The following is a 12,384-nucleotide window of genomic DNA, read 5'->3' as shown; positions in this document are numbered from 1 at the left end:
CCTAGTTCTCTTTCAAGCCAGCGCGTCGGCTGCATCGCTGATGGCGGCGTATATCTCCTCGAGGTCTGCCGCCGTGACGCAATAAGGCGGCATGACATAGATCGTGTTGCCGAGAGGACGCAGCAAAAGATTTCGACTGTTAAAGAAGGCTTGAAGCTTCGGACCGATGCAGGCGAGGTACCCTCCATCGCGCACCTTTAGATCAAGTGCCGTAATGGTGCCAGTCCGCCGGACGTTTTTGAAACGCGCGTCGGCGCGGAACGGCCCAATTCCCTGTTCCTGCATCGCAACAACGGAAGCTACCCGCTCGCTAGATTCCTGATTTTGCCAAAGATCTAGGTTCGCCTTTGCGGCGGCACACGCCACTGGATTCGCCGTATATGAACTCGAGTGGAAGAACGTGCGCGTACGATCTTTCGAATAGTGCGCGTAAAAGATGTCGGCGCGGCAGAGTGTTACCGCGAGCGGAAGCGACCCGCCCGTGAGACCTTTGGAATAGCAGGCGATATCCGGCGACACATCAGCCTGCTCGCAAGCGAACAATGTCCCCGTGCGGCCCCAGCCGGTCAGGACCTCGTCCGCAATGAAAAGGACGTCCGACGCTTCGCAAATCCGCTTCATCTCTTTCAGTACCCAGGCGGGATACATCAGCATCCCGCCCGCGCCCAAGATCAGCGGCTCCACAATAAAGGCTGCTGGATTTTCATTCCGGCATGCAACTTCGAGCGCGTCGAGTGTCGCCTGTTCATGCCCGACCACCGGAAACGGGACTGAAGTGACATCGAACAGCAGCGGCCTGTACGCCGCATTGAATACGCCTCGTGCGCCGACCGACATCGTCCCTACCGTGTCGCCGTGATAAGAGTGCTGCATTACGACAATGCGTGCGCGCGGCTTGCCGATGTTATGCCAGTAACCGAGCGCCATTTTCAGCGCCACTTCCACACTGGTCGAGCCGCTGTCGGAGAAGAAGACGTAGTCGAGACCACGCGGCGCAAGTTTCAAAAGCAGAGCGGCAACCTCTTCGGCCGGTTCGTGAGTGTGGCCGGCAAAGATAATCTGGTTAAGCTTTTCTGCCTGTTTCTGAATGGCGCTGACGATATTTGGATGGCAATGACCGTGGGTCACGACCCACCATGATGCGATCGCATCGATGATGCGACGGCCATCCGCCGTATAAAGATAGGCGCCCTCCCCGCGCACAATTTTGGTCATCTCGTCCTGAAGCGCGTGCTGCGTGAATGGATGCCAGATCGGCGACTTCTTTTTTGACATCATCGATTGAAATCATCGCGGCGGAATGAGTTATTGAACGCGGCTTGTAGCGTGTTTGCCGTGAGAGGAGAAAGCCGAAACAACCGACCGAGCCGCCGGACCCGTCCGATCTCGCAAATAGCGCTCTCACTTTCAGAATTTCTTTCGCCAATGAATGCAATCCCGAGAATTTCGATCGCACGGTAGCGCAACGCCGCGATCGACAGCAGCGAATGATTGATGGTGCCCAGCTCAGTGCGCGCACAAAGCACGACCGGCAACTGCCATCGCGCAAAGATGTCAATATAAAGCGTGCTGCGACTAAGCGGCACCATCAGCCCACCCGCGCCCTCAATCACAAGCGGGCGCCCGCCGGTATCAGGCACATCGAGCGACTCCGCGTCGATGCGAACTCCTTCAATTGCTGCGGCATGATAGGGCGAAGCGGGCGTTTCCAGGCGGTAACGCTCCGGCACAATGCGATCGTCGGAGAGCCCGCCCAACCGCGCGACGCGCTGGGAATCGGTCCCTCCACCGAGGCCAGCCTGAATCGGTTTCCAATAATTCGCGCCGAGGAGACCGGCGAGCCCTGCAGAGAAGACCGTCTTCCCGATCTCGGTGTCCGTACCGGTGACCACGATCCGCCGGCTCATCGAGCTCCGCCTCTCGTCTCCTCGATTAAGGCATCGAGCATCGCCCGCACGTCATCCTCTGCGACGTTAAGTGTCAGGGAAATTCGCAACCGTGCCGTGCCCGCCGGCACGGTTGGCGGCCGGATTCCACGGATATCGAACCCGCGAGCCTGCAGGGCGGATGCCAGCGTCATCGCACGCGCATTGTCGCCAACGATGTATGGCACAATCTGCGAGTCGGAAAGACTCCGACCACCGCGCTTGCCGATCTCCCGATGCGCGAATGCGACCAGGTTGGCCAGACGCCGTTGCCGGTCAGGTTCCTGCTGCAGGATTAACAGTGCCTCCCGCACTGCGACGGCTGTCAAAGGTGACGGCGCGGTGGCAAAAATAAACGGACGGCAGCGATTGACCAAGAAGTCGCGCAGCACGCGCGTTGCGGTGACGAGCGCGCCGGCGGCACCCAGCGCCTTGCCGCAGGTGTGAACGACCACCAGATTTTCGCGCCCCTCGTAGGGAGCGGTGAGTCCTCGTCCCTGCTCCCCGTAGACGCCCGTGGCATGAGCCTCATCCACCATCAGGAATGCATCATGCCGATCCGCGATCGCAAGGAGCTCTTCGAGCGGCGCGAAATCGCCATCCATGCTGTAGAGACTTTCGACCACGATCCAGACGCGGCCCTTTCCGCCTTCCTCTCGCCAGTCGCGAATCGTGTTTTCGACCGACTGGGAGTCGTTATGTGCGCTTTCGCGAAATTCAGCTCGGCCAGCCTGTGCGCCTTCACGAATACTTGCGTGCACGAGAGAATCGAGAACGAGAAGATCACCGCGTTGCGGCAACGTCGTCAGGACGGCAAAATTTGCGACATATCCGCTGCCGAAAAAAAGCGCCGTCTCCGCTCCGAAGAACCGGGCAGCTTCTGTTTCGAGACTTTCATGCTCCTTGCAGTTTCCGCGCAGGAGCCGCGACCCGCCGGCTCCGATCGGTGTGCCGGCCTCAAGCGCGGCCGAGACAGCCTGTTTCATACGCGGCGCGCTTGCCAGCGCGAGATAATCATTCGATACAAAATCGATACCCGCACGCGGCTGGAGGCCCCGCAGCCGATTGTCGTCTTTCAGGGCATCCAAGGCTGTGACATAGCGGGCAACCTTATCCGCACGGGTTGGATTCATCGTTCACTTCCAGGCAAGCCATCAGTCGCGCAAAAGTCTTTGACGGCCGCAAAATGCAAAAGTTCTCAGCATAGGCCTCGTCGCTTTCAACTGGGTAGGATGCGATTTTCTTCGTCGACCAGCACGACACGCGGTGTGAATGCTCTCGCTTCGACCTCCTCACATGAGGCATATGCTACGATAATCACCTTATCTCCAATCATCGCTAGTCTCGCAGCGGCACCATTGAGGCCTATCATGCCTGACCCCTGGGGCGCCTCTATCACGTAGGTGGCAAAGCGCGCGCCAGTGTCGATGTTGTAGATTTCGACGCGCTCATTGACCAGAAATCCCGCAGCGTCCATTAGCGCACGATCAATCGATATCGAGCCCTCATAGTGCAGATCGGCTTGGGTCACCGAGGCGCGATGGATTTTGCCTTTCATCAGAGCAATTTGCATTTTTTACCTACACTTAAGTTTGCGCGCCGGCTGCGCGTTGAGCTGTTTCGCTTGGTTGAGACGGGACTTGATGCCGAGCCGATCCAGCAAATCCGCATCGTGATCGCGCTGCGGGTTCTTGGTGGTCAAGAGCACATCGCCGATGAAGATCGAATTCGCGCCGGCCAGGAAGCACAGCGCCTGCAATTCGTCGGTCATGTATTGCCGCCCGGCGGACAACCGCACGACGCTGCGCGGCATCAGGATGCGGGCGACCGCGATCAGCCGCACCAGCGCGATCGGATCGGGACGCTCCGCCGTCTCGTTGACCGGCACGCCCTTGACCTCGCTCCAGAGGTTGATCGGCACGCTTTCCGGATGGCTGGGGAGATTGGCGAGCAGCACGATCATGCCGAGCCGGTCCTCGACGCGCTCACCCATGCCGACGATGCCGCCGCAGCAAAGCTTGATGCCGGCGTCGCGCACATGCGCGAGCGTATCGATGCGGTCCTGCAAGGTGCGCGTCGTGATGATCTTGTCGTAGAACTCGGGCGAGGTATCGACGTTGTGGTTGTAGAAATCGAGGCCGGCGTGATGCAATCGTGAGGCCTGAGCAGTCGTCAGCATGCCGAGCGTGACGCAGGTTTCCATGCCGAGACCTTTGACCGCGCGCACCATCTCGCAGACATGGTCGAGGTCGCGGTCTTTCGGATTGCGCCACGCCGCTGCCATGCAGAAGCGGCTGGCGCCGGCATCCTTGGCGCGCTGCGCATTCGCGACCAAATCGGCCTGATCCATCAAGCGCGTCGCCTTCAGGTCGGTGTCATAATGCGCGCTCTGTGAACAGTAGCCGCAATCCTCCGGACAACCGCCGGTCTTGATGCTGAGCAGGCTCGCGGTCTCGACGTGGTTTGGATCGAAATTGCTGCGGTGGATGCTTTGCGCCTGAAACATCAGGTCGGCGAATGGTAAGCCATAGAGCGCCTCCGCCTGAGAGCGCGTCCAGTCGTGGCGGACAGGTTCTGTTTTGTGGCTGCCGTTCTGCCTCGCTCCCCCGGCATGACTCATGAGACCTGCCCTTTCTGCATTTTTATAGATAATATCAGCTATTATCTATGATTATGACAATGACCGTTGCTAGGATCGATGCTAACTTGGGCAGTACGCAAACGCACTCGATTTTATGATAGATAATCTATGATATCTGCCGATGAGAGTGCGACGACGGCGAGCCGCATTGCGCAGGTCATTGGCGAGCGCATTATCAGTGGCGCCCTGCACCCTGATCTGCCGCTGCGACAGGACCACATCGCGCGGGAATTCAGTTCAAGCCACGTCCCGGTGCGTGAGGCATTTCGGCAGCTAGAAGCCCAACATCTTGTCGTTGCTGTGCCGCGTCGCGGCGTGCGTGTTGCGCCGCTCGATACCAATTCGGTGAAGGAGATTGCCGAGATGCGGGCCGCGCTGGAAGTGGTCGCGCTGCGGAATGCCGCACCGAAGCTGACGCCATCCCACCTGGCACGGATCGAGTTGGCTCTGATTGAAGCAGACAATGCCGAGACGATTCAGGAATTTGAGGCCGCCAACCGCGCCTTTCACCACGCACTGGTGGCGCCCTGCGCCATGCCGCGACTGCTCGCCAGCCTCGATGAATTGCAGCTTGCAAATTCTCGGTTGGTGTTCGCGATGGGCAGTGCCGGCTGGCGACCGCGGTCCAATCAGGATCACCGCTTAATTCTACAAGCACTGCGAACGCGCGACGTTGATCAAGCCTGCAGCCTGCTCGCGCGTCACATTCAAACCATTGAGCGCCTCACGATTCCCGCGTCGTGATCGGAGATGGCCGATCTGGCGCGTTCACGTTGCAATCGTATGTCGTCGCACTGTGTGCAAACCCAGCCGTCTCGCTGCTGGCACGAAGCCTCAGTAACGTTAGCGTTGCGTCAGACTTGATCGCAAGATAGGCATGCCATCTGCATCAAATCTGACTCTACGGCTAGCCATGATTCGCCATATCGTCTTATTCACCGCTAAGGACAAGGCCGACATCGATCAAATGATCGACGGCCTATCGGTTCTCACCACGATCCCATATGCGCGCCGGCTCGAGGTCGCTCGCAACCGAAAACCCGACCAGCTCGGCAACGACATCGACGTCGACGTTTATGGTGAGTTCGACAACGAGACGGAACTCGCAGCGTATAAGGCGCATGATCGATATCAAGAATCGATCGAGCGGGTGCGACCGCTTCGGGAATTACGATTCGCAGCCGACTACAATGTTTCAGCAGAGTAAGAAGTAAATTCTGACGGTCAAATTCAAAGGTGTGCGGGTTCCAGCGGAGAGCTGCCTTCGTTGGAAAGGGAAGCACAAGTCAGGGAATCTCTCTCAGCACGGCCGCCGTCGTTGGTGACGTAAGCTCGATGCATGTTCGTGAGATACATTGGATTGATCCTGTCACGGCGATGCGATGCCTCGCACATTGGCCGAACCTCACGTTTTTGGATAGCGCAGCGAGGCACGAGGCACTCGGGCGGTATTCATACGTGGCCTGCGACCCGTTCAGCACCTACACGATTGCCGACGGACAGGCGAGTTGCGGCGGAGAAGCTCTCGAAGGCGATCCATGGAAAGCTCTTCGCACCCTTCTCGCCGAGTATCCACAGGAGCATCGCCCCGATCTTCCCCTATTTCAGGGGGCGCGGCCGGCTTTTTTGCCTATGATCTTAACAGGACATCCGAGCGATTGCCGCCCCCAGAAATCGCCGGTCAGGGATTGCCCCAATCGATCCTGCATTTCTATGACGTGGTAATCGCCTACGACCATCGCGACGAGAGATGTTGGATCTTTTTAACCGGGTGGCCAGAGCAGGATCCTGCGCGACGCGGCGAGCGCGCGCCGTCGAGCCGATGAGTTTGCGGCGCTACTTGTACGCCCAGAGTCCCCGCGGAATGGCTCTTGCAATACAGCGGGCGCCTGGCATTCGAATTTCACCAGCGAGCGCTACATCGCAGCGGTGCAGCGCGTCATCGACTTGATTCTGGCGGGAGACGTCTTCCAAACCAACATCGCGCACCGCTTCAGCGCCAGGCTGTCGACCTCGTTCGATCCACTCGCCTTCTTCTGTCGGCTGCGGTCATTGAACCCGGCGCCATTTGCGGCCCTCCTGCTCTACGGCAAACTGACCATTGCATCTAGGAGCCTGTCCGAGTAATCGGATTTTTCTCGACGAAGCACAAGCGTCGTGATTCAAACGGCGGATGAGCAAGACATTTCGTCCTTGGGACGTTGATCAGGTTTGGCTGCTGCCGCCGTCGGTCCAGGATTTGGTGCCTCCCGGGCACGTGGCCCACTTTGTTCGCGACACGGTTCGCACGGGTTTGGACCTGTCGGCGATCATGGATGCCTACGACGAGGAGCGCGGCTTTCCGCCCTATCATCCTGGCATGATGGTGGCGCTGCTGCTTTATGCTTACAGCCAGGGGATCTACTCGTCGCGCAGGATCGCTCGGGGCTGCGAGGAGCGGCTGGATTTTGCGGCAGTAACGGGGATGCAGCGTCCGGACTTCCGCACGATCAGCGAGTTCCGCAAGGCCGCGCTGGAAGCCGAAGCCAAGGCTGCTGCCGAAACCAAAGCCGCCTCGAAGCCGGACGACGACGGCTCCGGCGACGGCGGCAGGGGCCGGCCGGGACGCAAGTCCAAGCCTGTCACGGCAGAGCCGAGCGACAAGGCGCAACGCAACTTCACCGATCCCGACAGCCGCGTGATGCCGACCAAAAACGGCTTCATCCAGGGCTACAACGCACAGGCCGCCGTCGATGGCGCCCATCAGATCATCGTGGCGCACACGCTGACCAACTCGCCGAGCGATCAGGCGCAGCTCGCACCCTTGCTCGATGCCATCAAAGCCAATCTCGGGACGAACCCGGATGAAGCATCGGCCGATGCGGGCTATTGCTCGCAAGCCAATCTTCGCACGCTCGTTCGACGCCGGATCGAGGGCTACGTCGCCACTGGACGGCAAAAGCACGGCACCAAGGCGGCCACGGCAAAAAGGAAGCTCAAATCCGGCACGCTGATCGCCAGAATGAGCACAAAGCTCAAGCGCGCAGGCTATCGAAGCCGGTATCGATTGCGAAAACAGATCGTCGAGCCCGTCTTCGGCCAGATCAAGCAGGCAAGAGGCTTCCGCCAGTTCCTCCTGCGCGGCATCGACAAGGTCAAAGCCGAATGGGCCATGATCTGCACCGCCCACAACCTCACAAAACTCGCAGCAGCACGCTAAGGAGAAACTTGTCTCCAAAAAAACGCTCAGAACTCGATTCGCTTGATCCCAAGTCCATTACCGGGACAGGCTCCTAGCTCGCCGCAACGATTCCTGAAGCTCGACGGACAACTGGTTGAAACGCGACCAATCAAGGGCACGAGCGCGCGTTCCTCTGAAGGAAGACCAGCGCCGCGCTGAATTGCTATATGCGTCCGAGAAGGACCGTGCCGAAAACATTATGATCGTCGACCTCCTCCGTAACGATTTGTCACGCGTTTGCACCGCGCCGCGAAAGCCCAGGCCGCGCAATTTCAACGCGGCGGAGCTTCCGGCTTGCCCGGCTCCGACGATGACGACGCGGGTCATGTGGATTTTCCCTGCAGTGCGTCTATTGCATGGATGGCAGGCGTACAGTCATGCCCTCCATCTCCGCCACGACGCTCACCTGGCAGCTCAGGCGGCTCTCGGCCGTTCGCTCGGCAGCCGTAAAATCCAGCATCTCATTCTCGTGCTCGCCGACTTCGCCGGTGCAGCCGGCGTAGGCCGGATCGAAGTAGCAATGACAGGTTGCACAGGCGGCCGCGCCGTTGCACTCGGCGACGATACCAGGCACGCCGGCGCCAAGGGCCGCTTCCATGACCGATTGGTCTGCGCTGGCGGCAACCTCGTGGGTGGCGCCGTCCGCGCCAACGAATAAGATCTTCGGCATCTCTCCTCCTTCAGGCGTCCCAACGAACAGGCAGCGACACCGGACCGCGGAATACCCAGCCCCGAAGGAGAGGCGGAGCGTCATCGCGCAGCCGGAGATTGGCGAGGCGTTCGAACAGCATCGGCACCACGATCCTGCCGACGGTCTGCCGCGAGACCCAAGTGCCGGCGCAGAAGTGCGCACCGGCACCGAACGCCAGGTGCGACTGCTTGGGCCGGAAAATGTCGAACCGGTCCGGATCGGTGAAGCGCCTGTCGTCACGGTTCGCCGCTCCGACGCAGAGACCGATCTGGATGCCTTCGGGCAGCGCCACTCCAGAGAGATCAGCGGCGCGGACGACGCGGCGCGGATACATGCCGATCGGCGAGATCCAGCGCACCGCCTCCTCGAACGCGGTTGGCCATAGCTCCGGCTTGGCGAGAACGATCTCCCTTTGCGTTGGATTTGCCAGCAGGCCGAGGGTAAGCGTGAGGATCGCATCGCGCGGCTCGTTCAGACCGCCGCCGATGATCACCTTGATGTTGGCCCGGATCTCCTCGATCGGCATCGGCGGATCCGCATGCACCATGGACGACAAGATCGAGGGGTTGGGGTGGGCGCGGTGATGGTCAAGCACCGCCTCGATTGCCGCATCGATTCCGGTCCCCGCCTCCATCGCCTTCCGCTCGATCTCGGCATCGCGTGAGTAGTTGCCCGCGCCGTCGATCAGCGATTGGGACCACAAGGCCAGCGTCTCCCATGGCATCTCCTTGAAGCCGATCATCTCCATCAAGGAGAGCGACGCCATCGGTGCGGCGAGCGCCGGGAATAGATCCGCCTCGCCCGCCTCGTTCAGCGAGTCGATCAAGCCTTCGCAGATTTCGGCGAATTTCGGCGCCCAGTGCTCCTTGATCGTGCCGGGCCGGAAAGAAGGCTCGATCGCCTTGCGGCCGGTGGCGTGCTCGGCGCCGTCCTTGCGCATGAAGGTCGGCCCCATCACCTTGTTGACCAGGGAAGCCGGGTTGTCGGATGAGTAAGTCGCGGGGTCGCGCTCGATCTTCATGATGTCGTCGAAGCGCGTGACAAGCGTGAGGTTGGCCGCCGCCACGAAGACGGCGGAAGCCGTGTCGCGAACGCGCCTGAAGATCGGATAGGGATCGTCGAGCAGTTCCTGATACGAGATATCCGTGATGACAGGTGCAGCGCTCGTCATCTTCCTCCTCCCTTGCTTATTTCGGAGCAGGCTAACGGCCGTGCGCCGACCGCTCAATTCGATAGGCTCAATAGACATCATCGAAATCTTGCATGACCTGTGATACGCTGACCAGGTTGGGACCTCGCCTGGAACTCACGCCGTGACGATCAATTCCGCCCTCGATCCTGTCGACTTCGGAGCGCTGCGCACGCTTGTCCTGGTGTACGACCTGCGATCGTTCTCCGCCGCGGCGGAGCGGCTCGACGTCAATCAATCCACGATCAGCTATACGGTCGAGCGCTTGCGCAGTGCGTTTCGTGACCCGCTTTTCGTCCGCCAGGGCAATGGCGTCACCGCAACCGACCGGTGCGCGGCGTTGGTGGAGTGGGCGCGGCAAACCCTCGGCGAGATCGAGGGCCTTGCCTCGCCAACGGAATTCGATCCCGCCGTCGCGAAGGGCACCGTGACGATCTCCTGCAACCATCACGAACGGCAGACTCTGTTTCCGCAGTTCAGCGTCCGGTTTCGGACCGCGGCGCCGCGCGCACGGCTCGTGCTGCTGGACGCGGCGGGACACGGCAACGTCCACCTCAAGCAAAATGAGTGCGACATCGTCATTGGTCCGGTCGGTATCGTCGGCGACAGTTTCTATCGGCGTCACATCCTCACCGACCACTATGTGTGCGTGATGGATCGGGCCAACCCTCTGGCACGCGGCCGGATCACGCTGTCAGCATATTGCAAGGCGGAACATGTCTTCGTAACGCACAACGGCGAATGGCAGCCGCTCTACATCGATGTCCTCAAGGCCAAGGGCATCGTGCTGGAGCCGGCGGTCACGCTGCCAAGTCATGACTGTCTGGAGCGCATCATCCCCGGCACTTGTCTCATCGCAGCCATCCCGCATCATCTGGCGCGTGCCATGCGGGACGGTCTGCATATCGCGCCCCTGCCCTTCCGCGTGCCGATCAGCATCGATATGTACTGGAGCGCAAGAACCGCCAAGTCGGGCCTTCACAAATGGGCGCGCGGTCTCCTTGCCGCAGTGGCCAAGGAGAGCGCCGCCTAAGCGCTCGTCTGCGGCGACAAGCGCTACCAACGAGCGAACGAGATCGTAGAAAATCTGGTGGCGGGGGGAGCGCTGCCGCTGTTCTCCGAACCTACGACAACCTCTTCAATCGTCCCAAATGCTCTGGCGGATTCCGCTGGAGGCAAGTTTCCGATCCAAGGCTGTTGGAAGTCGGCCATGGACGGGACCGCGTCAGAAATCTCATGCCAGCTCCTCTGCCCGCCGCTTTCCTTCAGCTCTCGTCTCTAAATCGACCTCAGACCCGAAAAGGATCTTCTCAACAACAATCTCGCGAATGTCCGAAACACCAATAAAGCGGAGCCATAGGTCCATATAAGGACGCTGCAGGTCGTAAGCCTTCTGTGGAGCAATAGAAGAGTCCGAGAAATAGTCCAACCCTCGAGCATAGACGACGACCGCCCGCTTGGCCTTCACAAAGGCCGCCGAAGCCGTGCTCGTCAAACGAGAGGATAACCGTATTCGCCGAAGCTGAGATAATCCGCGACGCTCGACGGGTTCAGCGTCGGCATGAACCACGCCATGAAGGCGACGTCCGACTGATGGGGCATCGACGACGACACGCAGCCATGATCGTCGCCGGCGACGACCAGCACGCCGCCATGCCGCGACGAACCGTAGGCATTGCCATGCTTCAGCGCGTCGCCGGAGCGGTCGATGCCGGGGCCTTTGCCGTACCAGAGGCCGAACACGCCCTCGACCTCCCGCTGGGGATTCGTCTCGACCTGCTGCGAACCCAGAACGGCTGTCGCCGCGAGGTCTTCGTTGACGGCGGGTAGGAATTCGATGCGGCGCTCCGTCAGAAAGGTGTTGGCGCGCCACAGCTCCCTGTCGACGCCGCCGAGCGGCGAGCCGCGATAGCCCGACACGAACCCGGCGGTATCGAGACCATCGGTGCGATCGCGGTCGCGCTGATCGAGCAGAATACGCACCAGCGCCTTCGTACTGCTCGAGTGTTTCGCGACCACGGGCGATGCCGACTACCACCTTCGCGTCGTCGTCAGCGACATGGCGGCCTACAACCGCTTTCTCGACGATTTCATGTTCAGGATTCCCGGCATCCGTCACGTCCGGACCAACGTCATCCTCAAGGAGATCAAATACGAGATCGCATTGCCGTTTTGACGCGCGGGCAGTGAGGTCCATCCATCGGCCTATGGCGCTTCGCTCTTGGTCTTTCTGTAAAGCTCGCCAAGAAGCTTCCTGAGGCTCCTACGCTCCGGCACGGTCATGAGATCGAGCAGGTCGCGCTCGATGTCCCGTGCGGTGGGCAACACCTGGTCATAGACGGACCAGCCTTCCGCCGTCAGTCGAAGCAGCTTCCGACGCTTGTCGTCGGCGCATTCCTCCCGGCGGAGCAGTCGCCTGGCCATGAGTGCCTTCACCGCGCGGTGGACGGCGACCTGATCGAGACGGGTTAGTTTCGAGATGTCGATCGCTTGCGCATTCCGGTTGCACGCGACGACCGCCATCAGCCGCCATTCCGCGATGGTCAATCCAGTCTTTTCCTCCAGCCGCACCTGCAGGCGCTGGATCAGCAGACCCGACAGCGAAGCGAGCCAGTATGGAAAATAGTCGTCCAGGTCCAGGACCTCGGTCCCGCTCCGACGCGCCGCCGATTTGGATTGTCGCTTCTTCATAGTCCGGTTCCGTTCCCGCCGTCTGCA

At 60.4% G+C, this 12,384-nt stretch carries 15 protein-coding genes and 4 pseudogenes; 9 read left to right on the top strand and 10 right to left on the bottom strand.

Annotated elements, in window-relative coordinates:
* Nucleotides 1-12: 12 nt before the first annotated feature.
* The 5 genes from IVB18_RS15975 to bioB all read right to left on the bottom strand — a co-directional run bounded on the left by IVB18_RS15975 (nucleotide 13) and on the right by bioB (nucleotide 4,545).
* On the bottom strand, nucleotides 13-1,278 hold the full coding sequence (locus IVB18_RS15975) for an adenosylmethionine--8-amino-7-oxononanoate transaminase (protein WP_247989998.1): 1,266 nt from the start codon (nucleotides 1,276-1,278) through the stop codon (nucleotides 13-15).
* Nucleotides 1,275-1,907, bottom strand: coding sequence for a dethiobiotin synthase (bioD, locus tag IVB18_RS15970; RefSeq protein ID WP_247989997.1), 633 nt, complete (start codon nucleotides 1,905-1,907; stop codon nucleotides 1,275-1,277). The genes IVB18_RS15975 and bioD overlap by 4 nt, the downstream gene beginning before the upstream one ends.
* The gene (locus IVB18_RS15965; RefSeq protein ID WP_247989996.1) at nucleotides 1,904-3,058 is read right to left on the bottom strand and encodes an 8-amino-7-oxononanoate synthase; all 1,155 of its coding nucleotides are present in this window, start codon (nucleotides 3,056-3,058) and stop codon (nucleotides 1,904-1,906) included. The genes bioD and IVB18_RS15965 overlap by 4 nt, the downstream gene beginning before the upstream one ends.
* An 86-nt stretch (nucleotides 3,059-3,144) precedes the next feature.
* Entirely contained in the window at nucleotides 3,145-3,498 is a 354-nt protein-coding gene (gene panD / locus IVB18_RS15960; protein ID WP_247989995.1) for an aspartate 1-decarboxylase, read from the bottom strand.
* Between the two features lie 3 nt (nucleotides 3,499-3,501).
* Complete coding sequence (gene bioB / locus IVB18_RS15955; protein WP_247989994.1) at nucleotides 3,502-4,545, bottom strand: biotin synthase BioB; 1,044 nt, start codon at nucleotides 4,543-4,545, stop codon at nucleotides 3,502-3,504.
* Nucleotides 4,546-4,674: 129 nt separating this feature from the next.
* Between bioB and IVB18_RS15950 the strand changes: the two genes are divergently transcribed.
* The 7 genes and pseudogenes from IVB18_RS15950 to IVB18_RS15920 all read left to right on the top strand — a co-directional run.
* Entirely contained in the window at nucleotides 4,675-5,310 is a 636-nt protein-coding gene (locus IVB18_RS15950; RefSeq protein WP_247989993.1) for a GntR family transcriptional regulator, read from the top strand.
* A gap of 169 nt (nucleotides 5,311-5,479) precedes the next feature.
* Nucleotides 5,480-5,773 (top strand): Dabb family protein, encoded by a 294-nt coding sequence (locus tag IVB18_RS15945; RefSeq protein WP_247989992.1) that lies wholly within the window; start codon nucleotides 5,480-5,482, stop codon nucleotides 5,771-5,773.
* A gap of 128 nt (nucleotides 5,774-5,901) precedes the next feature.
* Nucleotides 5,902-6,165 (top strand): annotated as a pseudogene (locus IVB18_RS15940) (aminodeoxychorismate synthase, component I); the annotation flags it as partial.
* The gene (locus IVB18_RS15935; protein ID WP_247989991.1) at nucleotides 6,105-6,392 is read left to right on the top strand and encodes a hypothetical protein; all 288 of its coding nucleotides are present in this window, start codon (nucleotides 6,105-6,107) and stop codon (nucleotides 6,390-6,392) included. The pseudogene IVB18_RS15940 and the gene IVB18_RS15935, both read left to right, overlap by 61 nt.
* 103 nt (nucleotides 6,393-6,495) lie before the next feature.
* Nucleotides 6,496-6,693 carry a chorismate-binding protein gene (locus tag IVB18_RS15930; RefSeq protein ID WP_247989990.1) on the top strand — a complete coding sequence of 66 codons (198 nt, stop codon included), beginning with the start codon at nucleotides 6,496-6,498 and terminating at the stop codon, nucleotides 6,691-6,693.
* A gap of 46 nt (nucleotides 6,694-6,739) precedes the next feature.
* On the top strand, nucleotides 6,740-7,765 hold the full coding sequence (locus IVB18_RS15925; RefSeq protein ID WP_247989989.1) for a transposase: 1,026 nt from the start codon (nucleotides 6,740-6,742) through the stop codon (nucleotides 7,763-7,765).
* Between the two features lie 69 nt (nucleotides 7,766-7,834).
* A pseudogene (locus IVB18_RS15920) lies at nucleotides 7,835-8,030 on the top strand (chorismate-binding protein); the annotation flags it as partial.
* 105 nt (nucleotides 8,031-8,135) lie between these two features.
* Here the strand turns inward: IVB18_RS15920 and IVB18_RS15915 are convergent.
* Both IVB18_RS15915 and IVB18_RS15910 read right to left on the bottom strand, forming a co-directional pair.
* Nucleotides 8,136-8,456: a 2Fe-2S iron-sulfur cluster-binding protein gene (locus IVB18_RS15915; protein ID WP_247989988.1), complete on the bottom strand. Its 321-nt coding sequence runs from the start codon at nucleotides 8,454-8,456 to the stop codon at nucleotides 8,136-8,138.
* 10 nt (nucleotides 8,457-8,466) lie between these two features.
* Nucleotides 8,467-9,648, bottom strand: coding sequence for a cytochrome P450 (locus IVB18_RS15910; RefSeq protein ID WP_247989987.1), 1,182 nt, complete (start codon nucleotides 9,646-9,648; stop codon nucleotides 8,467-8,469).
* A 142-nt stretch (nucleotides 9,649-9,790) separates the two neighbouring features.
* Between IVB18_RS15910 and IVB18_RS15905 the strand changes: the two genes are divergently transcribed.
* Nucleotides 9,791-10,699 (top strand): LysR family transcriptional regulator, encoded by a 909-nt coding sequence (locus tag IVB18_RS15905; RefSeq protein ID WP_247989986.1) that lies wholly within the window; start codon nucleotides 9,791-9,793, stop codon nucleotides 10,697-10,699.
* A gap of 201 nt (nucleotides 10,700-10,900) precedes the next feature.
* On the opposite strand, the gene IVB18_RS15900 is transcribed toward IVB18_RS15905, so the two are convergent.
* Nucleotides 10,901-11,134, bottom strand: coding sequence for an NAD(P)H-dependent oxidoreductase (locus tag IVB18_RS15900; protein WP_247989985.1), 234 nt, complete (start codon nucleotides 11,132-11,134; stop codon nucleotides 10,901-10,903).
* Nucleotides 11,135-11,169: 35 nt separating this feature from the next.
* Nucleotides 11,170-11,661, bottom strand: a pseudogene (locus IVB18_RS15895) (pyruvate ferredoxin oxidoreductase); the annotation flags it as partial.
* A 4-nt stretch (nucleotides 11,662-11,665) separates the two neighbouring features.
* On the opposite strand from IVB18_RS15895, the pseudogene IVB18_RS15890 reads away from it, so the two are divergent.
* Nucleotides 11,666-11,842: pseudogene (locus tag IVB18_RS15890) on the top strand (Lrp/AsnC ligand binding domain-containing protein); the annotation flags it as partial.
* A 29-nt stretch (nucleotides 11,843-11,871) separates the two neighbouring features.
* On the opposite strand, the gene IVB18_RS15885 reads toward IVB18_RS15890, so the two are convergent.
* Nucleotides 11,872-12,357 carry a MarR family winged helix-turn-helix transcriptional regulator gene (locus IVB18_RS15885; RefSeq protein WP_247989984.1) on the bottom strand — a complete coding sequence of 162 codons (486 nt, stop codon included), beginning with the start codon at nucleotides 12,355-12,357 and terminating at the stop codon, nucleotides 11,872-11,874.
* Nucleotides 12,358-12,384: the final 27 nt, after the last annotated feature.

Source organism: Bradyrhizobium sp. 186, assembly GCF_023101685.1.
GTDB lineage: Bacteria > Pseudomonadota > Alphaproteobacteria > Rhizobiales > Xanthobacteraceae > Bradyrhizobium.
This window is presented reverse-complemented; position numbering and strand designations above follow the sequence as displayed.